Source organism: Streptomyces davaonensis JCM 4913, from assembly GCF_000349325.1.
Lineage (GTDB): Bacteria > Actinomycetota > Actinomycetes > Streptomycetales > Streptomycetaceae > Streptomyces > Streptomyces davaonensis.
Window position 1 is genome coordinate 496433 of record NC_020504.1, and the last position, 23173, is coordinate 519605.

General features: G+C 69.1%; 21 protein-coding genes and 1 pseudogene. 12 read left to right on the forward strand and 10 right to left on the reverse strand.

Annotated features, from left to right (window positions below):
• The first annotated feature begins 39 nt into the window (after positions 1 to 39).
• Entirely contained in the window at positions 40 to 1791 is a 1752-nt protein-coding gene (locus BN159_RS02195) for a cellulase family glycosylhydrolase (protein WP_015655247.1), read from the forward strand.
• Positions 1792 to 1892: 101 nt separating this feature from the next.
• Entirely contained in the window at positions 1893 to 2954 is a 1062-nt protein-coding gene (locus tag BN159_RS02200; protein WP_015655248.1) for an AraC family transcriptional regulator, read from the forward strand.
• Between the two features lie 34 nt (positions 2955 to 2988).
• On the opposite strand, the gene BN159_RS02205 is transcribed toward BN159_RS02200, so the two are convergent.
• The 6 genes from BN159_RS02205 to BN159_RS02225 all read right to left on the reverse strand — a co-directional run bounded on the left by BN159_RS02205 (position 2989) and on the right by BN159_RS02225 (position 9458).
• Complete coding sequence (locus BN159_RS02205; protein WP_015655249.1) at positions 2989 to 4419, reverse strand: aldehyde dehydrogenase family protein; 1431 nt, start codon at positions 4417 to 4419, stop codon at positions 2989 to 2991.
• Positions 4416 to 5291, reverse strand: coding sequence for an SDR family NAD(P)-dependent oxidoreductase (locus BN159_RS02210; protein WP_015655250.1), 876 nt, complete (start codon positions 5289 to 5291; stop codon positions 4416 to 4418). The genes BN159_RS02205 and BN159_RS02210 overlap by 4 nt, the downstream gene beginning before the upstream one ends.
• Positions 5288 to 6634, reverse strand: coding sequence for a flavin-containing monooxygenase (locus BN159_RS02215; protein WP_015655251.1), 1347 nt, complete (start codon positions 6632 to 6634; stop codon positions 5288 to 5290). The genes BN159_RS02210 and BN159_RS02215 overlap by 4 nt, the downstream gene beginning before the upstream one ends.
• A gap of 47 nt (positions 6635 to 6681) precedes the next feature.
• Positions 6682 to 7701: an MFS transporter gene (locus BN159_RS02220; protein WP_015655252.1), complete on the reverse strand. Its 1020-nt coding sequence runs from the start codon at positions 7699 to 7701 to the stop codon at positions 6682 to 6684.
• Complete coding sequence (locus tag BN159_RS47395) at positions 7698 to 7832, reverse strand: hypothetical protein (protein WP_015655253.1); 135 nt, start codon at positions 7830 to 7832, stop codon at positions 7698 to 7700. Before BN159_RS47395 ends, BN159_RS02220 begins: the two co-directional genes overlap by 4 nt.
• 282 nt (positions 7833 to 8114) lie before the next feature.
• A complete protein-coding gene (locus tag BN159_RS02225) occupies positions 8115 to 9458 on the reverse strand; it encodes an RNA-guided endonuclease InsQ/TnpB family protein (RefSeq protein ID WP_015655254.1) in 1344 nt (447 codons plus the stop codon).
• Between the two features lie 25 nt (positions 9459 to 9483).
• On the opposite strand from BN159_RS02225, the gene tnpA reads away from it, so the two are divergent.
• On the forward strand, positions 9484 to 9915 hold the full coding sequence (gene tnpA / locus BN159_RS02230) for an IS200/IS605 family transposase (RefSeq protein WP_015655255.1): 432 nt from the start codon (positions 9484 to 9486) through the stop codon (positions 9913 to 9915).
• A gap of 132 nt (positions 9916 to 10047) precedes the next feature.
• Here the strand turns inward: tnpA and BN159_RS02235 are convergent, their stop codons facing one another.
• Complete coding sequence (locus tag BN159_RS02235; RefSeq protein WP_015655256.1) at positions 10048 to 10425, reverse strand: MerR family transcriptional regulator; 378 nt, start codon at positions 10423 to 10425, stop codon at positions 10048 to 10050.
• A 75-nt stretch (positions 10426 to 10500) separates the two neighbouring features.
• Between BN159_RS02235 and BN159_RS02240 the strand changes: the two genes are divergently transcribed.
• On the forward strand, positions 10501 to 11229 hold the full coding sequence (locus tag BN159_RS02240) for an SDR family oxidoreductase (RefSeq protein WP_015655257.1): 729 nt from the start codon (positions 10501 to 10503) through the stop codon (positions 11227 to 11229).
• Between the two features lie 80 nt (positions 11230 to 11309).
• On the opposite strand, the pseudogene BN159_RS43540 reads toward BN159_RS02240, so the two are convergent.
• Positions 11310 to 11599: pseudogene (locus tag BN159_RS43540) on the reverse strand (IS701 family transposase); the annotation flags it as partial.
• Positions 11600 to 11910: 311 nt separating this feature from the next.
• Here BN159_RS43540 and BN159_RS02250 point away from each other — a divergent pair.
• From BN159_RS02250 to BN159_RS02270, 5 genes are all read left to right on the forward strand, one after another.
• The gene (locus BN159_RS02250) at positions 11911 to 12537 is read left to right on the forward strand and encodes a class I SAM-dependent methyltransferase (protein ID WP_015655258.1); all 627 of its coding nucleotides are present in this window, start codon (positions 11911 to 11913) and stop codon (positions 12535 to 12537) included.
• 36 nt (positions 12538 to 12573) lie between these two features.
• Positions 12574 to 13065, forward strand: coding sequence for a DinB family protein (locus BN159_RS02255; protein WP_015655259.1), 492 nt, complete (start codon positions 12574 to 12576; stop codon positions 13063 to 13065).
• Positions 13066 to 13171: 106 nt separating this feature from the next.
• On the forward strand, positions 13172 to 13549 hold the full coding sequence (locus BN159_RS02260; RefSeq protein ID WP_015655260.1) for a DUF1304 domain-containing protein: 378 nt from the start codon (positions 13172 to 13174) through the stop codon (positions 13547 to 13549).
• Positions 13550 to 13601: 52 nt separating this feature from the next.
• Entirely contained in the window at positions 13602 to 14279 is a 678-nt protein-coding gene (locus BN159_RS02265; protein WP_015655261.1) for a hypothetical protein, read from the forward strand.
• Positions 14280 to 14325: 46 nt separating this feature from the next.
• Positions 14326 to 15393 carry a DNA polymerase III subunit beta family protein gene (locus BN159_RS02270; protein ID WP_015655262.1) on the forward strand — a complete coding sequence of 356 codons (1068 nt, stop codon included), beginning with the start codon at positions 14326 to 14328 and terminating at the stop codon, positions 15391 to 15393.
• A gap of 94 nt (positions 15394 to 15487) precedes the next feature.
• Here BN159_RS02270 and BN159_RS02275 read toward each other — a convergent pair whose 3' ends face one another.
• Positions 15488 to 16483, reverse strand: coding sequence for an aldo/keto reductase (locus BN159_RS02275; RefSeq protein ID WP_015655263.1), 996 nt, complete (start codon positions 16481 to 16483; stop codon positions 15488 to 15490).
• 129 nt (positions 16484 to 16612) lie between these two features.
• On the opposite strand from BN159_RS02275, the gene BN159_RS02280 reads away from it, so the two are divergent.
• The 3 genes from BN159_RS02280 (at position 16613) to BN159_RS02290 (ending at position 21642) form a co-directional block, all read left to right on the forward strand.
• On the forward strand, positions 16613 to 17473 hold the full coding sequence (locus BN159_RS02280; protein ID WP_015655264.1) for a helix-turn-helix transcriptional regulator: 861 nt from the start codon (positions 16613 to 16615) through the stop codon (positions 17471 to 17473).
• Between the two features lie 210 nt (positions 17474 to 17683).
• Complete coding sequence (locus BN159_RS02285) at positions 17684 to 18310, forward strand: hypothetical protein (protein ID WP_015655265.1); 627 nt, start codon at positions 17684 to 17686, stop codon at positions 18308 to 18310.
• 323 nt (positions 18311 to 18633) lie between these two features.
• The gene (locus BN159_RS02290) at positions 18634 to 21642 is read left to right on the forward strand and encodes a family 16 glycoside hydrolase (protein ID WP_015655266.1); all 3009 of its coding nucleotides are present in this window, start codon (positions 18634 to 18636) and stop codon (positions 21640 to 21642) included.
• A gap of 49 nt (positions 21643 to 21691) precedes the next feature.
• Here BN159_RS02290 and BN159_RS02295 read toward each other — a convergent pair whose 3' ends face one another.
• Positions 21692 to 23122: a cellulose binding domain-containing protein gene (locus BN159_RS02295; RefSeq protein ID WP_015655267.1), complete on the reverse strand. Its 1431-nt coding sequence runs from the start codon at positions 23120 to 23122 to the stop codon at positions 21692 to 21694.
• Between the last annotated feature and the right edge of the window lie 51 nt (positions 23123 to 23173).

The window sequence follows — 23173 nt, forward strand, 5'->3', positions numbered from 1 at the left end:
AAGGGGCGACACCGCTCGATCTTCAAGAACGGATGAGCAATGAACAAGCAGCAGGCCCCACAGCACCGCCGACGCCGGCTTCGGCTCGCAGTGGGTACACCGCTGGCCCTGATCGCCGCGGGCGTCATCGCCTACGGCACGGTCTTCGGGGTGTTCGGCGACGACGCCAAGCCCGAGGCGTCCGCGGCGACGGCCCCGGTTCCCGACAGCGCGATGGCGGCCGTGGCCGCGATGCAGCCGGGATGGAACCTGGGCAACACGCTGGACGCCATCCCCGACGAGACGTCGTGGGGCCAGCCCCGCACCACCAAGGCCCTGCTGGACTCGGTCCGCGCCCAGGGCTTCAAGAGCATCCGCATCCCGGTGACTTGGAGCGACCACCAAGGAGCCGCGCCGAACTACACCATCGATCCGGCGTACTTGAGCCGGGTCAAGCAGGCCGTCGACTGGGCGATCGATGAGGGCTTCTACGTGATCCTCGACGTCCATCACGACTCCTGGCAGTGGACCAGCAAGATGTCCACCGACCATGACAAGGTCCTGGCCCGCTTCAACACGACCTGGACCCAGATCGCCGCCGCGTTCCGGAACGAGCCCGCCCAGCTGGTCTTCGAGAGCATCAACGAGCCTCAGTTCGACAACGCCGACAACGCTCGCAAGGCCGAGCTGCTCAACGAGCTGAACACGTACTTCCACAAGGTCGTTCGCGGGTCGGGAGGCAACAACACCAAGCGCCTGCTCATGCTGCCCACCGAGGTCTGCACCCCCGACCAGCGGCTGATGGACAACCTGGCCACCACGATCAAGTCGCTCCACGACCCCCTGCTGATCGCCACCGTGCACTACTACGGCTACTTCCCGTTCAGCGTGAACGTCGCCGGCGCCACCCGCTTCGACGCAACGGCCCGGCAAGACATGGACAAGACGTTCAAGCGGATGCGCGACACCTTCGTCGCCCAAGGCATCCCCGTCATCCTCGGCGAGTACGGCCTGCTCGGCTACGACCACGGTCCCGGCGCCGTGGAACGCGGCGAGATGCTGAAGTACTTCGAGGCGCTCGGCCACGCCGCCCGGAGCAACAAGGTCACCACCGAGCTGTGGGACAACGGCTCCTTCTACGACCGCGGCAAGCTCAAGTGGAAGGATGCGGGGCTCTTCCGCCAGATCAAGTCGAGCTGGACGACGCGATCGGCAACCGCCTCCTCGGACAACGTCTTTGTACCGAAGTCCGGCACCATCAAGGACCGTACGCTCACACTGAACCTGAACGGAACCGCCTTCAAGGCCCTCAAGCAGGGCTCCACCAAGCTGATCAGCGGCAAGGACTACACCCTCTCCGGCAACCGGCTCACCCTGATGGCGGCCACGCTCACCCGGCTCGCCGGCGACCGCTCCTACGGGGTCAAGGCGACGCTCCAGGCCGAGTTCTCCCGAGGCGTGCCCTGGCGGATCCAGGTGATCTCCCACGACGCCCCGGCGCAGTCGAGCACGACGGGAACGGCCGGTTCGTTCCGCATCCCCACCCAGTTCCGGGGTGACGTGCTGGCGACGATGAAGGCCGAGTACGCCGACGGCGGCAACGCCGGTCCGACCGATTGGACTCCGTACCAGCAGTTCAACACCTCCTTCGCGCCGGACTACGCCAAGAAGGAGATCCGTCTCACTCCCGCTTTCCTCGACGCGGTGAAGGACAACGCGCGCGTGAAGCTCACCTTCCACTTCTGGAGCGGTGCGACGGCGACGTATCACGTGACCACGTCGGGAAGCACGGTGACCGGTACGACGTCCTGAGCCGGTCCGGTGCCCGCCCGGGGAGGTTCCCGGGCGGGCTGCCTCGGACAGGACCCTTCTACTGTGGGCACAGCGAGCAAAGCCCGGTCACGAGGAACGCCATGTCCGAAAGCCCCGCCCCGGCACCGTCGCCGGGAACCAGCCGCAGCACCTCGGCGACCATTCCGCCGAACATTCTGCGCTGTCTCACGCCGGTCACCGACGGCTACGGAGTCGACCTCCGGCCCGAGCTGAGCCGAGTCGGGCTGGACGAGGAGATGATGGGCTCGGCGGCGCTGCGGGTCTCCTACCGCCAGGGCAGTGCCGTCATCCGGCGTGCGCTGGAGCTCACCGGCGACCCCCACCTGGGCCTGCGGGTGGGGGCCGCGCAGCACCTGACCTCCTGGGGCCTGCTGGGGTTCGCCCAGATGGCCGCGGAGACGTTGCGGGAGGCCATCGAGACGGGCGTGCGTTTCCAGAACCTGTCCGGGGCGATGGTGGTCTGGTCGGCGGGGCAGGAGGAAGCGGGCTATGTGTTGCGGGCCGAGCTGCCCGATCCCGCCCTCGATCCGGCGGTCGCGGTCTTCCTGGCGGAGGAGGCGTTCGCCAGCGTCGTCGCCCTCACACGGCTCAGTTCCGGGGAGGAGTTCGCCCCGCAGAGCGTGGAGTTCGCCTTTCCCGCGCCGCGCGACATGGGGCCGTTCACCGACCTGTTCCGGTGCCCGGTGCGGTTCGGCGCCGCGGAGAACCGCTTGGTGTTCCCCACGGCATGGGCCGGGCGGCCGATGCCGGGCCGCGACCGAGTCACCTACACCGGCGTCGTGGAACTGCTGGCGGAGCAGGTGGCGTCGAGGCGCGATCAGCAGGATCTGCTGGAGGGGCTGGAGATCTCGATCGCGCAGAGCCTGCCCGACGTTCCGTCCTTCGTCGAGCAGGCCCGACGGCACGCCTCCAGTGAGCGCACGCTGCGCCGTCGGCTGGCCGAGTGCGGCACGACGTATGAGGCGGTCGTCGACGGAGTGCGCCGCGAGCGGGTCGAGCAGCTGCTGCGCCGACCCGCGCTGACGCTGCGGGACATCGCCCGCCAGGCGGGCTTCTCGGATGTGCGGGCAATGCGGCGGGCGGTGCACCGCTGGCACGGAGTGACCCCGGCCCGGCTGCGCGAGGAGGGCACGGACCAGTGACGGGAGTGCCCCCGCGCGTCGGCGGGCCGCCGGGTCAGCGCGTGCGGATCCAGATGGTCTTCGCCCTGGTCCACTGTGCGAAGGCGTCCGTGGACTTCTCCGCCCCACCGAATCCCGACTGCTTCCACCCGCCGAAGGGCGTGGTGATGTCGCCTTCGCTGTAGGCGTTGACGGAGACCACCCCGGCTTCGATGCCCCGCGCGAGCCGGAGCGCGGCGTCGAGGTCGCGGGTCCACACCGAGGCGGCGAGCCCGTATTCGGTGGCATTCGCCATCCGCACCGCCTCGTCCTCCGAGGTGAAGGTCTGGACGGTCACGACAGGGCCGAACAGCTCCTTGGTGAGCACGTCGCTGCCCACCGGGACCCGGCTGATCACGGTCGGCGGGTAGTAGGCGCCGCGCGCGGGCAGACCGTGCGGAAGCCCGCCGGTGTGGATCTGGGCTCCGGCGGAGCGGGCCCCGTCCACCGCCGCCGCGACCCGGTCGAAGGCGGCACGGCTGATGAGCGGCCCCACCTGGGTGCGTGCGTCGGCGGGATCGCCGATGGCGAGGCTCTGCGCGGCCCGGGTGAACCGGTCCAGCACCTCCTCGGCGATGCTGTGGTGGACCAGGACGCGGGAGCCGGCGGTGCAGTTCTGCCCCATGGTCAGGAACGCGGCCTCGACCATGTGGTCGATCAGTTCGTCGCCGTATGCGAGCGCGTCCGGCATCAGAACCTGGGGGCTCTTGCCGCCCATCTCCAAGGAGACCCGCTTGAAGTTGGTCTCCGCCGCGTCGGCCAGGATGCGGCGTCCGGTGGCCGTCGACCCGGTGAACGACAGTGCGCGCACGAGGGGGTTGCGGGCGAGCGCCGTACCGGTGACGGGGCCGTGGCCGGGCAGCACGGTGAGCACACCGTCCGGCAGGCCCGCCTCGGCCGCCAGCGCGGCCAGGTGCAGCGTGGAGCGCGGGGTGGCCTCGGCGGGCTTGAGCAGCAGGGAGTTGCCCGCGGCGAGCGCGGGCCCGAGCTTCCAGGCGGCCATCGCCAACGGGTAGTTCCAGGGCAGGATCGCGGCGGCCACTCCGACCGGTTCACGACTCACCAGGCCCAGGCTGTCGTGACCGGTGGGGGCTACGCGGCCGAAGACCTTGTCGGCCGCCTCCGCGAACCAGCGGATCGACTCGATGGCCCCGGGTACGTCGCCGGTACGGCACTCCGTGATCGGCTTGCCCGCGTCCTCGCAGTCCAGCCGGGCCAGCAACTCGGCGTCGCGCTCCATGAGATCTGCGAGTCTCAGCAGCACAGCGGCCCGCTCCCGTGGGGACCGGCCGGCCCAGACGCCGCTCTCGAAGACCTTGTGCGCCCGCTCGGCGGCCAGCGTCACGTCCTGCTCGCTTGCCGTGGTCACGGTCGTGATCAGCTCGCCCGTCGCGGGGTTGACGACGTCCAGCGTCTCCTCGCGAGCGGTGAGGCGGGTCCCGCTCATGCTTCCTCCACCAGTTCCCACCGGCCGCCGACCTGGCGGGCCAGTCCCCTGCGGCGCAGGTCCTCCAGATAACGGGCCATACCTCGCTCGCCCCGCTTGCGGAACAGCGGGAAGAGCCGGGGCAGCAGGTTCGGGGCCAGCAGCGCGCACCGCACCAGCCGTGACTCGCCGGGCCTGACGTAGGCCTCGAGGCGGGGTTTGTCCAGCAGGCTCACAGCCGCTCTGACGACGTCGGACGGCTGCTGCGGCGCGTCCTGGAACTGCATGGAGTTCCCGCCCTCGACGGCTTCCTGGCGGAGCATCCGGGTGTCGGTCGCCGACGGCAGCACCGAACCCGCCTGGATGCCCTTGCTCCGCAGATCCAGTCCGATGGCGAGCATCGCGCCCCGCAGCCCGAACTTCGAGGCGGTGTAGACGGGGGTCTCGCCCAGCGGGAAGATCCCGCCGAGGGACACGGTGGTGATCACCCGGGGGTCGGCCGAGGCCCGCAGCAGCGGGATGGCGAGCCGGGTGGTGACCAGCGGGGAGACCAGATTGAGGTCGATCTCCCGCTCGATGCTCTCGACGCTGCGCGCGTCGAACCGTTCGGAGCTGGTCATGCCCACGTTGTTCACGAGGACATCGATCCGGCCGTGGGTGGCCGCGACGCCGTCGAGCATCAACTCCACCCCGGCGCGCTCCAGCAGGTCGCAGCCGAGCCCCACATGCCCGCTCCCCGGCAGCTCGCCGGCGGTCCGCCCGGCCCGCGCCTCGTCGATGTCGACCACGACGAGGCGGGCACCGCCCGCGGCGAAGCGGTGGCACAAGGCGCTGCCGATGCCTCCGGCGCCGCCGGTCACCAGGATGACCTTGTCACGGAAGTCGTACGTCATGGCGCCACCGCCTCCTGTCGCGCGGAGGTGGCCCGAGGCGGCAGGCCCGCGGTGCGCCAGCCCATCCCTTCGGCGACCTTGCCGAGGTACTTCACGATGGCCTCGCTGTGGACGTAGCCGGTGTGGCGCGGCGAGTCGACGAACTTCAGTCCGCCGGACAGATCGGGCCGGTCGCCGCGGATCATGCGGGCGAACCGCTCGGCCGTCGGCAGCCCGGCACGCCCGTCCCGGATGAAGGAGGCGATCAACTGGGCCTGCCGGTCGAAGAGTTGGTAGGCACCGGAGTTGGTCTCCACGAAGCCGACACCGAACAGGCCCTCATGCTCGCGGGAGAACGAGGACAGGTAGAGGTCGGGGTGCTGCTCATCGCCGAAGTACCGCTGCGCGACGGGGACTTTGTGGACGTATCCCGTGGCCAGCAGGATCAGATCGAAGTCGTCGCTGGTGCCGTCGGTGAAGTGCACCGTCCTGCCCTCGGTGCGCGCGATGCCCGGCCTGGCCGTGATGTCCCCGTGCTGGAGGTGGTGGATCAGCAGCGAGTTGAGGGCGGGGTGGGTCTCGAACAGCTTGTGGTCGGGCTTTTGCAGACCGAGCCTGCGCGGGTCGCCGTTGAGGAGCCGCAGCAGGCCGCCGAACAGCTTCTGCTGCACCCACATCGGCAGGTGGGGTCCGCCGGCGGCGATGGTGTCCACGGGCCGCCCGAACAGGTGCTTCGGTATGAACCAGTACCCACGGCGCATGCTGATCGCCGCGTGGTCGGCGGACCGCGCCGCGTCGCAGGCGATGTCAAGACCGGAGTTCCCCGCACCCACCACCAGAACCCGCTTGCCCCGCAGTTCGGCGCCGCTGCGGTAGGTGACCGTGTGGCGGACCTCGCCGGTGAAGTCGCCGGGCAGGTCGGGGACATTGGGGTGCCACTGCGCCCCCGTACACACCACGACCTGCCGGTGCGTGCTCGCCCGGCCGTCGGCCCGGGTGACGGTCCAGGTGCCGTCCGGGTTCTTGGCCACGCCGCGGACCTCGGTGCCGAACTCGATCCGGTCCCCCAGCCCGTACGCCTCGGCGAACGACGTCAGGTAGGAAAGGATCTGCCGGTGCGGCGGGTAGTCGGCGAAGTGGTCCGGCATCGGATAGCCGCCGAAGCCGGAAAGGGTCTTGCTGGAGATGAAGTGGGCCGACTCGTACATCGGGCTGCCCGGGTTGTCGATGTCCCACAGCCCGCCCGGCCCGGTGTGCCGCTCGATGTGCGTGTACGGCAGGCCGCGCTCGGCCAGTGCCCTCGCGACCGCCAGGCCCGCGGGTCCGGCACCGATCACACAGGTGTCGTACTGGTTCTCACTCACCAGTCCGCCCCCTTTCTGGGATGTCTCAGATGTTGTCTGCCGGGAACCTATGCACCCGGCGACCAGCGGGAACTGACCCCTGCGGCCACAGAGGGGACCTCAGCGGCCAGCGAGGGGCCGCTGATGCCCGGTGCGAGTTCCTTCTCGGGCGGTGCCGCCGTACCGGCCACCGTCATCCGGAGCAGGGGCAGCGAGGCGACGACGGTGCCGAATGCGAGGACGATGCCGAGCACGTCGGCCCCGGCGGCGTCGAGGACGGCTCCGACGGCCAGGGGTCCGATGCCGGTGCCCAGGGCGCCCGCCCCGCTGAGGGAGGCGACCAGGCGTCCGGTCGGGTCGTTGAGCGCGGCAGCCGCGAGCATCTGCACCAGGACGGCCAGTTGGCAGGCCTGCCAGAGGACGGCCGCGACGGTGAAGACCACGGGGTCGTGGGTGAGGACCAGGACCGCCATCGCGAGGGCCTGCGCCGTGACGAAGACGGCCATGAACTGCATACGCCCGAAGCGACGCGCCGCCACCGGGCCCACCGCTGCGCCGACGAGCGCCACGACGCTGGAGACGGCGAGGACGGCCGACACGGCCGAGTGGGACATCCCGGTGTGCTGACGGCCGAGCACCGAGGCGTACGACCACGCGCCCTGGGTGACGGTCCACAGGAGCGCGGTCCCAAGGAGCAGCACCACGGACGGCTTGGTCGCAATCGTCACTCCCCCGCCAACGGGCCCGGTGTCCGCTGTGGCGGGGCCGTCCGGGAGCCGTCGTACCAGTGGCCGGGCGGCGAGACAGCACAACGCCATGAGCAGGAAACCAGTGCCCTCCCCGAGGTCGTGGTTGGCCGCGGGGACGCCCATGATCAGCAGAGCCGTCACACCGACCACACCGCAGATGGTGACGGCGGACGCCTTGTCGGCGTCGTCCGTGGCGGCGAGCGCCGCCGTGGCCGCCGCGTAGACCGCGCCGAGCCCCGCGCCGAGGACCAGGTTGGCCAGGACCAGGGTCACCGGGTCGACGGCCGCCGCCGCTCCGAGGAAGCCGGCTCCCGAGAGGGCCAGGCCCAGGCGGGTCATCCACACCCGTTTCGGACGAAGTCGTCGACGAAGACGGGCATCACGTTCGCGCCGCCGTTGCCGAGGGTGACTCCGGCGATGAGCGCCACCGCCACCCCGAAGGTCAGGGCGGAGGCGCCGCGCGCGTTCACCGGAGCTCCTCTACGAGGAGTTGGGGACTACCGCCGTTCCTCGGCGCGGCGCCGTGTGTGCAACAGGCGGGGGCGCGCGAGCAGCACGTCACCCCGCCGGGCAGGCCGCCCCGCGGGGTGAGATGGATGCTCGATGACGGTCCGGGCCGTCAGCAGGGGGAGTTGGTCTGGGTCAGCAGGCCCATCCGCCAGGGCAGCGAGTTGTAGTCACCGCCGGCGTTGGGGTCCAGGCCTTGTTGAAGCTCTCCCCTCCCTTCGCAAGCTCAGGAAGAGGATTCCCGTCTACCTTGCGGTGACAGGCTTGACGGTTTTGCCCGCCCTGCGACCGCGCCTTCCGGCGGCCGGGACCTCCACGACGACGTGGCCGATCCGGTACAGGTGCAAGATGTTCCGAGCCGCGTTCCAGTCGGCGTTCGCCGTCCAGCCGCAGTCAGGGTTCTTGCATACGAACAGTTCTTGACTCTCTCGGCTGCCGGGAACGGTGAGTCCGCAGGCGGAGCATCGCTGGGAGGTGTGGGGGGCGGGGACCTTGACGAGCCGGCCGCCGTAGCGGGCGGTCTTGTACGTCAGCATCGTCACGGTCCGCCCCCAGGCCTCTTGGGCGATGGAGCGGTTGAGTCCGGCCTTCGCCCTGGCCCCGTTGCGCAGGAATACTCCTGCGCTTTCGGGGTCGGGCCTGGGCGCGGGGGTTTTGGTCATGCCGAGGATGTTGAGCTGTTCGACCACCAGCACGCCGTAGGTGCGGGCGAGGTAGGTGGTCGTCTTGTGCTGCCAGTCAAGGGCTCGTCGCGTGGCTTTTGCTCGGAGCTGCTTGATCTGGTCGTAGGTGTGCTGCAAGCGGCTGGAGGTCTTCTCCCCCTTCTTGCGGAAGGACTTCTGATGCGCGGCCTGCCGCTCCAGCTTGAGGAGCTTGGCCTTCTCCTTCCCGGTGAGCCACTTGTCGCGGTCGGCAGTGCCGTCCGGCAGCCGCGGCCGACGCCCGTGGTCCTGGTGGTCCTTGTTGGACAGGGCGAGGGGGATGTTCACCCCGGTGTCGATGCCGACTTCCGGCCCCTTGTGCGGTTCGGGCTCGTCTTCCAAGATCTGGACGCGGAAGGCGATGTGCCAGCCGTTCGCTTCCTGCACGAGGCGGGCGCCGGTGATCCGGTTCTCCTTGTCAGCCCGCTTGCCCACCGGGAGGTCTGTGGTCCAGCGGAAGCGGACCCGGCCCACCCTGGGAATGTTGACCATGCCCCACCGGCGGTGCACGCGGACGATGTTCAGGTCCCGGCCCTGCGGGATGTCCACGGACATCGACGAGCGGAAGCGGCCCTTATAGTTCGGCTCGTCGGCCCGGCCTTCCCAGCAGTTCACCCAGGCGCGCAGGTACGTCTTCAAGACGGCCTGCGCGGCCTGTGCGGGGAGGATGGCGAGGTAATCGAGGTCCTTGCGGGCCTGCCGGATCGCCGCATCAGCGACAGACAGCTTCGTGTCGCTCTTCGGCGTCATCTGCCACCAGGAGTGCAGACAGTTCCACAGGGTACGGGCCGCATGCGCCTGGTCATCGATGAGCCGGATCTCGGCAGGGCTCAGCGCCAGCCGGGCGCGATGCCCGAACTGCCGCTTCAGCAAACCGAGTTCACTCACTACGATCACTCTACGCTCTTGGTTCATGGCACCACGCTGGAACCCGAACCCGGACGTACGCACTGGCCGTCATGTGGTCTACAACCTGCACGCGCATTTGGTGTTCGCCACCAACTACCGACGCAAGGCATTCACGGACGAGATGCTGACTCGCTGCGAAGAGATCATGCGAGAGGTCTGCACGGACTTCGAAGCGGACCTCAAGCAGTTCAACGGTGAAGAGGATCACGTACACCTGCTCGTGCACTACCCGCCGAAAGTCCAACTCTCCAAGCTGGTCAACTCCCTCAAGGGCATCTCCGCCCGCTTGCTGCGCAAGGACTACGACGCGCACGTGCGCCGGTACCTGTGGGGCGGGCACGTTTGGTCTGGCTCGTACTTCGCCGGAAGCTGCGGCGGGGCGCCTGTGACCGTCGTACAGCAGTACATCGAGCGGCAGAAACGCCCCGTGGGATGAGCTGAACAGTGCAGACCCGTGCTTCGCTGCGGGTCACACCCATTTTGAGATGGCCTTCACCCCCGGCGTAAACGCCGGAGCGCTGGCCAAGATCAAAGGTAGATCGCTGGTGCGACGTCCGACCGACCGCGCCTACGGGTGCGCGTCCGTGATCGCGATGACCTCGTCGAGGCGGTCCAGGGCGGTCTGCAGGTCGTCGACCTTGGCCTGGATACGGTCGCGCTCGGCGCGCAGCATGGCTCGTTGCTCGGCGTCGGTGTGCCCGGTGTCCCAGCATGGAAGGAGTTCCGCGATCCTTCGGCTGGTCAGACCGGCGGCGAACATCTGCTGGAAGAAGCGCACCAGGGTGACGGTGTCCTGCCGGTAGAGGCGCTGGCCGGACGGGCTGCGCTCCGCAATGAGCAGCCCCTGCTGCTCGTAGTAGCGCACGGCGCGTACCGAGACGCCGGCGCCCCGTGCCACCTCGCCGATGCGGACCAGCCGCTCGGCCGCAGCCTCCGTGACGGTCATGGTGATTCCTCTCGCCCCGGTCCTGACGGCCAGCACTTGCCTCTGACGCTGGCGTCAGGTTTTAGCGTACCGGGCATGGACATCAACAACTCCGTCGCCCTTGTCACGGGAGCCAACCGCGGCCTGGGCCGCGCCTTCGCCCAGCGCCTGCTCGAACGGGGCGCCCACAAGGTCTACGCGACGGCCCGCCGACCGGAGACCGTGGACCTGCCCGGGGTCGAGGCGCTGCCCCTCGACATCGCCGATCCCGCGTCCGTGAGGGCCGCCGCCGAGGCCGCCCCGGACGTCTCGCTACTCATCAACAACGCGGGAATCAATACGGGGACCGACCTGGTCACCGGTTCGCTGGACGCGGTGCGGCACGAGCTGGAGACCAACATGTTCGGCCACCTGGGAATGATCCGGGAGTTCGCGCCGGCGCTCGCCGGGAACGGCGGGGGCGCGATCGTCAACGTCCTCTCCGCCATGTCGTGGTTCGGGGGCAAGGGCGCCAATGCCTACCACCTGACCAAGGCCGCCGCCTGGGCCATGACCAACGGCGTCCGCCTGGAGCTCGCCGAGCAGGGCACGCTCGTCACAGCAGTACACCTCGGCCTGGCCGACACCGACATGGCGGCGGGCTGGCCCGTGGACAAGATCGCTCCGTCGGACCTGGCCGACGCGGCGCTCGACGGTGTCGAGGCGGGCTCCGCCGAGGTCCTCGCCGACCAATGGAGTCGGGACGTCAAGTCCCGGCTGCCGCTGACGCCGGAAGAGTTCAACGCCGCGATGGACCGCGCCCTGGCGGCGCTGATGGCGGCCTGAGGGGCCCTCGAGCCGCGCTGACTTCGGTGTGTTGCTTCTTACCGCCGGTCAATTAAGACTCCGTCCGCAGTTGTGGATCTTCATGTTGTGGCCTCGCGTCGGCGGTAGTGGCAGTCGCGGGCGCGGGCGGGGTGTTCGCGGTGCTCGTCGGCACGGATGACGGCCAGGAAAGCGTGGGCGAGCATCGCGAGGGTCACCCAGCGCAGCCAGGGAGTACGGCGGCGGACCTGGTGCTCGTCCAGTCCGGCGAGGCCCTTGCTGGCCTGGAAGGTCTACTCGACCCTCCAGCGGATTCCGGCGACGCGGACCTGGGCGGGCAGCGGTAATAGGCCGCCTCGCCGGTAGTGCGGTCGCGGCGGATCAACAGCTGGCAGTCCGCGAACGAACTTCCCTACCCGACGCCGGGGTTCAGAACAGGCGAGCCGCCCGGCTATGCGCTCCATCAGCTCCTCGAACTCCTCGTCCCAACGGGCAGGGCCTACGCCGTGGCCTACGGCTACCGTCTGATCTTCTGTCCTCACACCCGATGATCACCGGTGGGCGCACCCGTCGGAACCACCTCAACTTCCAAGATCCACAACTACGGCTGGAGCATTAGGCTGGTTTGCCAAAACAGCAAGATTCCGCGCCAATCCTTGGGCGGCTCGCAAGACTGAGGGCATGCCGACACAAGGAGCCTCGATGAGCACCACCGATGCGGTCGCTTTCTGGGATGGCGTCTACGCGGCCCGAGGGGTGGCCGACGGCCCCCAGCCAAATGCTCGCCTCACCGAGACGGTGGCCGACCTGCCGCCCGGTGACGCGTTGGACCTCGGCTGCGGCAACGGCGGCGACGCGCTGTGGCTCGCCCGCCAGGAGTGGCGGGTCACAGCCGTCGACATCTCGGCGGTGGCGGTGGAGCGGCTCGCTGCCCTCGCCCGCTCACACGGCCTGGGCGAGCGCGTGACGGCGGTGCGGCACGACTTGCAGGAGTCTTTCCCGTCCGGCGAATTCGACCTGATCTGCGCCTTCTACCTGCACACCCCCTTCGACCTGGACCGGTCAGCGGTCCTGCGCTCGGCCGCGCACGCACTGCGCGCGGGCGGGCGACTGCTGGTCGTCGACCACGGCTCGGCCGCGCCGTGGTCGTGGAACCAGGACCCCGACATTCACTATCCGAGCCCGCGGGAAGTCGCCGCAGAGATCGGTCTGGACCCGGACATGTGGACGGTCGAGCGGGCCGACGTCCTTCGTCGCATCGCGACGGGACCGGGCGGGCGCACCGCCGAGGTCACCGACCACATCCTCCTCATCCGCCGGACGACCTGACTCCGCGGCCGGCCCTGCGAAGGCAAGGAGACCCCCATGCCCAACACCACCCGCCGCCGCGACACCCCACCACCCCGGACCGCGAACAGCGAGATCGAGGTCCTGCGCGGATTCCTCGACTACCTCCGGACGTCGATCGCCGCGAAGGTCGACGGCGCCCCCGAACCGCAGGTGCGCACGGCCGGAGTGCCGTCGGGTACGAACCTGCTCGGCCTGCTCAACCACCTGACCTTCGTCGAGCGCGCCATGTTCCTCGGGGACGAAGTCACCAACTGGAAAGCGACGTTCAAGGCCGCGCCGACGGACAGCGTGGCCGATGTCGTGGCCCGCTATCGAGAGGTGGTCCAGCGCGCGAACACCGTGCTCGACACGTGCACCGACCTCGGCGCACCACTCCCCCGACCACAGCAGGACCGCGCCGCTCCCAGCGTCCGCTGGGCACTCACCCACATGATCGAGGAAACCGGCCGTCACGCGGGCCACGCGGACATCCTCCGCGAGCTGATCGACGGCTCGACCGGGCGCTGATCCAACGCCGGTTGGTCAGTCACCGCCGAGCCGTTGCCGCCCAGCCCGCCTCGTAGAAGCTCCAGCGCTCTTGCCGATCTGCGAACAAAGGCGGACACTCCGGACCGTGAACCTCGTGACCCAGGTATTCGCCGTCATCGCGGCCCTGACCCACATCGTCGTCGGAACCCTGGAACGGTTCTTCTACGACCGTCCTGCGGTCCGCATCTTCCTCACGACCTCTGCCGCCGACGCACCCGAAGTCACCCTGTGGCGCTCAGGGGTCGCCGCCTACAACGTCCTCCTCGGCCTCGGCCTCGTCGCTGGGGTCACGGCCCTGCACACCGGCGATGTCACCGTCGGCCGCACCCTGATCATTTATCTCTGCGCGTTCCTGATCGCCTCCGCGATCATCTTCGTCGTCTCTTTCCCGCGCCTGTGGCGCGGCGCCCTGGGCCAAGGCCTGCCGCCCGCGCTGGCGCTGCTCGCGACGCCTCTGTTCTGAACGGAGGCCGTCGTCGCAATCGGGTGGCTCCCGGATACGGGAGACTGTGCACGTGCCCCTTCCCAACTCGCTTGCCACAGCCGAAGAGATACACACTCACCTCGTCGACCAGCTCAACCTCGCGCTCCGCCGGCCCGGGATGTTCGGCGGCGAGATGGCTCTTCGGATCCTGATCGATCACCTGCTGTTCGTTGAACGTCAGCCCGAGGCAATCGATCAGCAGCAGCGAGAGTGGGAAGACCGCGGGCTCTGGACCTCTATCGGCGTGGCCGGGGCCTTCTGCGACCTGATACCGGGACGGAACTACGAGTACGGCATGGCTTCGGTGTACGCCGAGTTCGCGCAGCGGCGTGGCTGGCTCAAGCCGGACGAGGTGCTCGCAGCGGGAGCGTACGACGCCCTCAGAGGTCGTGTGCGGCAGTGGGCCGCGGAGGACCGCACGTGGCCGGACGTGACGGTGGAGTTCGGTGCTCCCTCAGTGCTGTTCGGAGGGAGTAATCCGTTGTACGGGAAGACGCTTGGCTACCTCAGCGAGGATCCGACGCAGCCGATGGTTGTCTTCCATCTGTGGAACGGCACCGCGTCCGAGACCGACTCGTGGCCGCCCGACCACGAGCAACCCCTCCTTCTCGCGGTGCGCTTCGGCGAGGGGCCGTTCCGGCGGTCCTTCACCTTCACGCCGGAGGGAGAGCGGAGGAAGCCGCAGCAGACGTCGCCCGAGTGTGGTTGACCCTCGACCTTGTGAAGGGTTCAGAGTTCAGGGCGTGGAGAACGACATGCGCAGCATTGGCGAGATGGCCCGCGACAGCGGCTTGGGCGTGAGCGCCCTGCGGTTCTACGACCGTGCCGGTGTGCTGGTCCCGGCCTGGGTGGATCCGGTGAGCGGTTATCGGTGGTACGAACCCGAGCAGCTCGACGAGGCCCGGTTGCTGGCCCGCCTGCGCCGGGCCGGGATGCCCCTTGCGGACATCCGGCTGGTGCTGGCCAGTTGGTCCGGCCCGGACACCGATCTGGTCCGTGAACTGCTCAAGGCACACCTGCGCCGCCTGCAACAGGGACTGTCCGATGCCCGCATCGAATTCTCCGCGCTCCGAGCACTACTCGATCATCGGGAGAATGACATGACTTCGCTGCGCACCGCCACCGTCCGACTCTCCGTCGCCGCGCCCGAGTTGGCAGCCGCACTGGACACGGTCCGGTTCGCGGCGAGTACCGATCCGGACCTACCGATGCTCGGCGCGGTCCTGTTCGACATCGAGGGCGAGAGCCTCCACGTCGTGGCCACCGACCGGTATCGCATGGCTGTCGCGCAGGCGGGTGTCGACGGGCACGACGGGAACCGTGTGCAGGTCATCGTCCCCACACCGCTCGTTGACGCGATGCGGGCGCTGTTGGACGGCGTAGGACCCGTGCGGCTCTCCGTCGACGGTGACCGTGTGACGCTGGAGGCTGGGGACAGGCAGGCGGCCGGTCAGTGCCTCAACCACGACTTCCCGGACTACCGGCGTCTCCTCCCCCAGTCCGCGGAGCGCCGCACCGTCGTCGAGGTGGCGGACTTCCGCAAGGCCCTGGAGACCGGTCCTGTCCGTTCCGGAGAGGGGGCAGCGCACGACCTCAGCGTGCTCAGCGTGGAGGATGGCGGCACGGTGGCCCTCTGCGCCGACGGTCAGGACGCCCCGAACCGCGTCGCGGTCAACCGTGAGTTCCTGCTGGACGCACTGGACGCCGGAGCCCGGGACCGACTGATTCTGGAGGTCAGCGCTCCCACCGCACCCATCGCGCTCCGCCGGCCCGACGACGAGGGCACCTTCTCGATCCTGATGCCCGTCCGCCTGGAGGACTGACGGTCCGTCCGTCAGCCCCTGATCCGGCTCGCCCTGACTCATCGGATGCGGCTGCCGGATCAGGGTCTGACGGACTCATTGGCCGACGCCGGTCTCAGTTGCCCACGCCGAGGCCGGACATGAACGCGGACGGGTACCGGTCACCGCGCGCCGCGCCGAGCGGCACCGCCTTCTCGATCTCGGCGAGGTCGTCGGGGGTGAGGTTCAGTTCCATCGCGGGCAGCGCCTCGGCCAGCCGTACGCGAGTACGCGCACCGACCAGCGGCACGATGTCCGCGCCCTGCGCCGCCACCCAGGCGATGGCCAGCTGGGCGACGGTGCACCCCTTCGCCTCGGCGACCCGCCGCAGAGCCTCCACCAAGGCGAGGTTGTGTTCCACGTTCCCGTCCGAGAAGCGCGGGCTGAAGGCGCGACTGTCGCCCGGGCCGCGGCTCCGGTCGGCGGACCAGTGCCCGGAGATCAGGCCACGACCCAGGACGCCGTACGCGGTCAGGCCGATGCCCAGCTCCCGCAGCACCGGCAGGACGTCCGCCTCCACCGCGCGGGAGATCAGCGAGTACTCGATCTGCAGGTCGGCGACCGGGTGCACGGCGTGTGCCCGGCGGATCGTCGGCGCATCGACCTCCGAGAGCCCCAGGTACCGCACATGACCTGCCTCGATCATCTCCTTCACCGCTCCCACCGTCTCCTCGATGGGTACCGCCGGATCCAGCCGGGCAGGACGGTAGATGTCGATGTGGTCGGTGCCCAGCCGCGTCAGCGAGTAGGCGAGGAAGTTCTTCACCGCCTCGGGACGGCAGTCATGCCCACCGAACTGCGCACCGGGCCCACGCAACATGCCGAACTTGACGCTCAGTTGGTAGCGGTCCCGTTCCCGGCCGCGGAGTGCCTCGGCGAGCAGCAACTCGTTGTGGCCCATGGCGTAGAAGTCGCCGGTGTCGATGAGCGTGATGCCGGCCTCCAGCGCGGCATGCACGGTGGCGACACTCTCCGCGCGGTCGGCCGCGCCGTAGACGCCCGACATCCCCATCGCGCCCAAGCCCAGCGCGGAGACGGCCGGGCCGCTGCTGCCCAGGGTTCGTGTCTGCATGACGTTCTCCTTCGTCGTCGGCCTCTGCCCCACTGTGCGTCCGCACCTGTGGTGCCGGGGAGCGGAGCGTTCATCATGGGAGAGCCACTCCCTGGATCGGCTCGCCCTCCGCGAGGGACCATTGGGGTCATGCAGCGTGACCAGCTCGCCGACTTCCTGCGCCGCCGCCGCGAGGCGATCCGCCCGGCCGAGGTCGGCCTCGCCGACGGACCCCGCCGCCGCACCAGCGGCCTGCGCCGGGAAGAGGTGGCCATGCTCGCCGGCGTGTCGGTGGACTATGTCGTACGGCTCGAGCAGAGCCGTAGCAGCCAGCCCTCGCCCCAGCTGCTCGGCGCGCTGGCACGAGCTTTGCGTCTGTCCGACGACGAGCGCGACCACCTGTTCCACCTCGCCGGGCACCGCCCTCCGCCCGCCGAGGGAGTGGCACGCATGGCCCGCGCGGGACTGATCCGCATGCTCGACCTGCTCGGCGACACCCCGGCCCTGGTGCTGTCCGACCTCGGCGAGATCCTCGCCCAGAACCGAACAGCCCTCCTCCTGATGGGTGATCAGACATCCCTCTCCGGTGACCGGCGCTACCTCATCCACCGCTGGTTCACCGAGCCCGCCACCCGCGCCGTCTGTCCGCCCGAGGAACAGGAGCGCCACGCCCGTCAACTCGTGGCCGACCTGCGCGCGGCCGCCGGCCGCCGCTCGGGCGACGCCACGGTCACCGGACTCATCGACCGGCTACAGGCAGCCAGCGCCGACTTCCGTCGCCTGTGGGCCGAGCACGAGGTGGCAGTCCGCCGCGCCGACCGCAAAACCCTCCTCCACCCGCGGGTCGGCCGCCTGTTGATGGACTGCGAGACCCTGGTCACCCCCGACCAAGGACAGCAACTCCTGGTCCTCACACCGGCAGACGCCGACACCCGCGAACGACTCGACCTCCTGCGCGTACTCGGTACCCAGGAATTCCCCACGGAGCACCCCCAGCCGCCCGCGCAGTGAAGCAGCCGGCCACGCCGGTACGGGGTGTCTCAGTGATGGCGAAGAGACGAACACAGGTGTCTTCCGTACTATCGCTACAACACCACTGTGCGGCAGTAACTGCCGCTGCCGACACGAGACCAGGCAGAACAGACACACGCGTTAGATTTCGCATACGCCGCAGGCTCGCTGCTCCGCGTGACCTCGGCTTCGAGCAAGGATGTGAGCACCATGTCCGAAAGCACCGTCGAACCGAGCGAGTTGACGTCGCAGTACAGCGCCCAAGTGGCCGGTGACCTTGAGCGCAACCTCAAGGAGCAGGAGCGTATTGGCGGCGAGATCGAAACGCTGCAAACTCAGCTGGCCGCCTTGCGGCAGGACCACACAGTCCTTGTGAGCATTCAGCAGGCGCTCGGTGCTTCGGCAACTCCCTCCGCCCCCGAGGCCAAGTCCGCCTCCACGGTGCCCGCGCCGCGCACCAAGCGATCGAGCGCGGCCAAGCCCACGAAGGACAAGAAGACCGGCACCGAACCCCGGAAGCGGACCAGCAGGAAGAGCGCCGCTACGGCAGCGGCAGCGTCGTCCGCGTCACCCACACTCGTGGAACTCGTGCGCGAACACCTGGCGGGTCAGGGCGAGCCTCGTTCTGCCGCCGAAGTCACCGCCGAACTCGGGCGGCAGCATCCCGAGCGCAACATCAAGACAACGGTCGTACGCACGACGCTGGAAGGCCTCGTCGCCAAGAGCCAGGCCCAGCGCAGCAAGCAGGGCAACTCCGTCTTCTACACGGGTCCGGACAACGGCCCGGACACCGCTCCTGCCCCGGCCGAGGAAGAAGCCCCGAAGCAGTCCGACTGACCAACCACAAGGGCTGACACACCGGTTGGGCCCTTGAGTTCGCAGCACATCGCCGTGCCCCGCGGGCGTCTCGTTCGCCATGGGGCACGGCAGCTTTGCGTCTGGCGGCATCCCATGTGGCCGATCACCGGCACTTCGTCCTCCCCACATCAATCTTTGTACTGCATGCGTACAAAGATATGGACGCACCAGAAGAAGTCTCCTAACGTGTCCCGCGCGCCACGGCATTCCGCTCCACCCTCCGGCGACACCCCCGCTCCATCCCGCTGCACCCATCACCCGCAGCCCGGCTCCGTACGCCGTACGGTCCGCGAGGAGGACGCATGCGCACACAGCCCCCGCGAAGACGCGCTTTCCGCCGCACCCTGACCACCGCGCTCATCTGCTGCACCGCGGCCCTGAGCCTGACCACTGGCCCGGCGAACGCGGATCCGCAGCCGACCGCCTCCGAACTGCCCCCGCAGGAACCGGGAGTTACGCTGCGCGTCTTCGACGTGCAGATCCCGTTGGACGAGCTCTGCACGCTCAAGCCCGGCCAGACCCCGAACATCGACAAGCTGGAACCGGACATCGACTTCTCCACCGCCGAGGACTTCGGTTTCGAATCCAACTTCGTGAGCCAGGTCACCGCCAACATCAACGTGCCGCAGGACGGCACGTACACCTTCCGGCTCACCAGCGACGACGGCTCACAGCTGCTGATCGACGACCAACTCGTCATCGACCACGACGGGTTGCACGGCGCGGAGCCCAAGGACGGGACGGTCGAGTTGACCGCCGGCTACCACTCGCTGCGCATCGACCACTTCGAGCGCGGCGGCGGGCAACAGGTCACCCTGGCCTGGCAGCCGCCCGGTGCCTCCGAGTTCGCCCTGGTGCCCAACTCGGTGCTCAGCACGGAGGCGGACGTGGTGCGGGTGACGGCGCCCGGACGCAAGGAGTGCGAGGGCGCCTTCGACAGCCCGGGCGACGGCCTGCCGCTGACCGGGGTCCACCCCGACTACGACTTGACTGATCTGCGCCCCGCGGGCTTCGAACCGCAGATCACCGCGATGGACTGGCTGCCCGACAACCGACTCGCGGTGACCACTTGGGGCGGCTCGCAGGCCACGGCGGGCGAGGTGTACCTGCTCGACCATGTCACCGGCGCCACCGGCCCCGACAAGGTGACCACGAAGAAGATCGCCTCCGGGCTCAAGGAGCCGATGGGCATCAAGTACGTCGACGGAAAGCTCTACGTCTCGCAGAAGCACGAGCTGACCGAACTGACGGACACCAACGGCGACGACGTCATCGACGACACGCGCACCGTGGCCACTTGGCCGTACGGCGGCAACTTCCACGAGTTCGCGTTCGGCCTGCTCTACCGGGACGGGTTCTTCTATCTGAACCTCTCCGTCGCCATCAACTACGGCGGCGCCACCACCGATCCGCAGCCCGCGGCCAACCGCGGCACGACCATCAAGGTCAACCGCAAGACCGGCAAGGTCTCCTACATCGCGGGCGGTCTGCGCACCCCCAACGGCATCGGCTTCGGCCCCCAGGGCGACCTCTTCGTCACCGACAACCAGGGCGGCTGGCTGCCGGCCTCCAAACTGGTACGCATCAAGCAGGACCGCTTCTTCAACCACTACACCAACCCCGACGGCCCGTTCGACGCGAACCCCGTCACCCAGCCGGTCTTGTGGCTCCCGCAGAACGAGATCGCCAACTCCCCCAGCACCCCGATCTACGTCACCAAGGGGCGCTACGCGGGCCAGATGCTCTTCGGAGACGTCACCTACGGCGGGCTCCAGCGGGCCTACCTGGAGAAGGTCAAGGGCGAGTACCAGGGCGCCGTCTTCCGCCACACCCAGGGCCTGGAGGCCGGCGTGACCCGCATCAGCCGCGGACCGGACGGCGCCATCTACGCCGGCGGCCTCGGCGCGGGCGGCAACTGGGGCCAGGAGGGCAAGCTGACGTACGGCCTGCAAAAACTCACGTCCAACGGCGGCAACGCCTTTGACATCCTGTCCATGCGGGCCGTCGACGGCGGCTTCGAGCTGACGTACACACAGCCCTTGTCGCAGGAAACCGCCGACAAGCTGGCGGACCGCTACCGGGTCAAGCAGTGGCGCTACGTGCCCACCCCGGCCTACGGCGGCCCCAAGGTGGACGAGGAGACCCTCACCGTCCGCTCGGCATCCCTGTCCCGGGACGGCAAGAAGGTGCGGCTCAGCATCGCCGGCCTCAAGCCCGGCCACGTCGTCCACGTCCGCTCCCCGCGCCCCTTCAGCTCCGCCTCGGGCGAATCGCTGTGGAGCACGGAAGCCTGGTACACGCTGAACAACCTCACCAGCGCTCACCCACGGACGACGCTGTACGAAGCCGAAGAGGCCGCCCTCAGCGGCGGCGCCGGAACCAACACCGACCACGGCGGCTTCTCGGGCGCGTCGTTCGTCGACCGCTACGGCGCGCAGGGCGCGACGACCACGTTCACCGTCGACGTCCCCGAGGACGGCTCGTACGACGTGGGCCTGCGCTACTCCAACGGGCCCAACCCGTTCAGCGGGACCAAGGCGATCAGCGTCGCCGTCAACGGCGCGAAGGTGGGACAGACCCGGCTGCTCAGCACCGGCGACTGGGAGACCTGGTCGACACAGGCGGAGAAGCTCACTCTGCGGGCCGGGACCAACACCATCGCCTACCGCAACGACCCCGGCGACGACGGGCACGTCAACCTGGACCTGATCACGGTGCACAAGTCCGGTGAGCGGGTGACTCTGTTCGACGGTGAGGACCGGTCGCTGTGGCAGCACACCTCGGGCCGGGCGGCTCAGTGGCCGCTGCTGGCGGACGGCGGCATGGAGGTGTGCTGCGGCGATCTGCGTACCAAGACCGCCTACCGCGACTTCCGCCTGCACGTGGAGTTCCGGCTGCCGAACCTGCCACCGGACGTGACCGGCCAGGACCGCGCCAACAGCGGTGTCTATCTCCAGGACCGCTACGAGATCCAGATCCTGGACTCGTACGGCGACACGGACCTGGCGAACAACGAGGCCGCGTCGATCTACAGCCGCAAGGCGGCGGACGTCAACGCGGCGCTGGCGCCGGAGACTTGGCAGTCGTACGACATCGTCTTCCATGCCGCCCGCTACAACGACGCCGGTGACAAGACCGCCGACGCCCGGGTGACGATGATGTGGAACGGCAAGACGGTCCACGACGACGTCGCCATCACCTCCCCCACCGGCGGCGGCGCACCGGAGACGGCAATGGCGGGCGCGATCCGCCTCCAGGATCACGGCAACAAGGTCCGCTACCGCAACATCTGGATCGAGCCGCTGGACTGAACGGACACGCTGCCCCCGGGAGTTGCACATCCCGGGGGCAGCGCCGTGTTCAGGACGCCGGGACCTCGTCGACGAAGGTCGTCCCGGCGTTGCGCAGGGAGGTGATCTTCGCGGAGACCTGAGCCGGGGTGAGGACCTGGTCCTTGACGTGCAGGACGTAGTCGACCTGCTGGTCATAGGCGCGCGGGGTGGTCGACGTCTGGCCGTTGAGGTCGATCAGCCACTGGTTGAAGTTGATGGACATGGGCCGCTCGGGCAGGTAGGCGGCGTCATGTGTGCCGAAGTGCTGGCCGTCGATGTAGTAGGTGATCCGGCTGTTGTCGATGGTCACGACGAGGTCGTGCCAGCCGGCGTAGCTGGTCCTGCTCTCGCTGTGCTGGTTGACCGCCTGCCACGGGTCCGGGTTGTAGGTCTCCCAGGAGGTCGTGTACAGGATGTTCGCCGGCTCGCCCCAGCCGCCGTTGGGCAGATACTCGAAGTCGTACTCGGCGTAGTCGTCGGCCATCGGGGCCTTGAGGTCGTTGATGGTGAAGAAGGTCTGGACGATGTGGTCGCCGTCGGGGCCGTACTTGGGGGCGTCGGAGAACTTGACCCGGGCCGCGTAGGTGCCGTTCTTGAACTTCGTCGCCTTGGTGAGGACTTCGGTGTGGGTGGTGCTGGAGCCGGTGCCTGCGCTGGAGGTCTCCAGGTTCATCACCGTGTTGCCGCTCTGGTTGGCGAAGGTGACCTTGGAGGGGTCCCAGGTGGCGCCGGGGACGCCGGGGCCACCGGAGTTGGAGCGGACGCTCCAGCCGTGGCTGGACAGGGCCGGGTCGGTGTGCGAGGTGTAGGAGAAGTCGTCGAACAGGGTCTGGCCGCTGTCGCCGGGCGGGTCGGTCGGCGGGTCGGTCGGCTCGTTCCCTGCGGGGGCGGTGCCCCACACGTTGGCGCCGGACAGCTGCGCGGTGACCTTGCTCCAGTCGGCGTAGGCGGTCTGGGTGCCGTTGAAGGAGTAGTCGTCGCTCTGCGTCAGGGTCTGCCAGCTGGACTGGTAGAAGCGCAGTTGCATGTCGCCGGTGTCGGCGCCGGGGGCGAGGGAGCCGGCCGCGGAGGTGAAGCCGATCTCCAGGTAGCGGTCGGCCGTGGCGGTGGGGTTGGCGAGCGTGCCGAAGGTGCCGGTGATCGCCGAGCAGCCCTTGACCGCCCATGAGCAGGCGAAGCGGTACGAGGCGCTCGGGGAGTCGGCCTTGAAGTAGTAGCGGATCTTGACCTGGCTCAGCTGGACGGTGGTGGTGCCGGTGTTGCGCACCTTGAACCACGGCTCGGACTGGTCGGCGGTGGCACCACTGGCGCTGGTGCGGTACTGGACGGCCAGGCCGTCGCCCGACGCCGCGGACGCGGTGACGGTGGTGAGGGGGACGGCCGCCAGGGCCAAGCTGCCGACGACGGCGGTCAGGGCGAGGGCCGCGCGGCTGCCGCGGCGGTTGGCACGGGTACTCATCCGACAGTTTCCTTTCGTTCGCTCCCGCCATCCGCGGGAGGGATCGTGGGG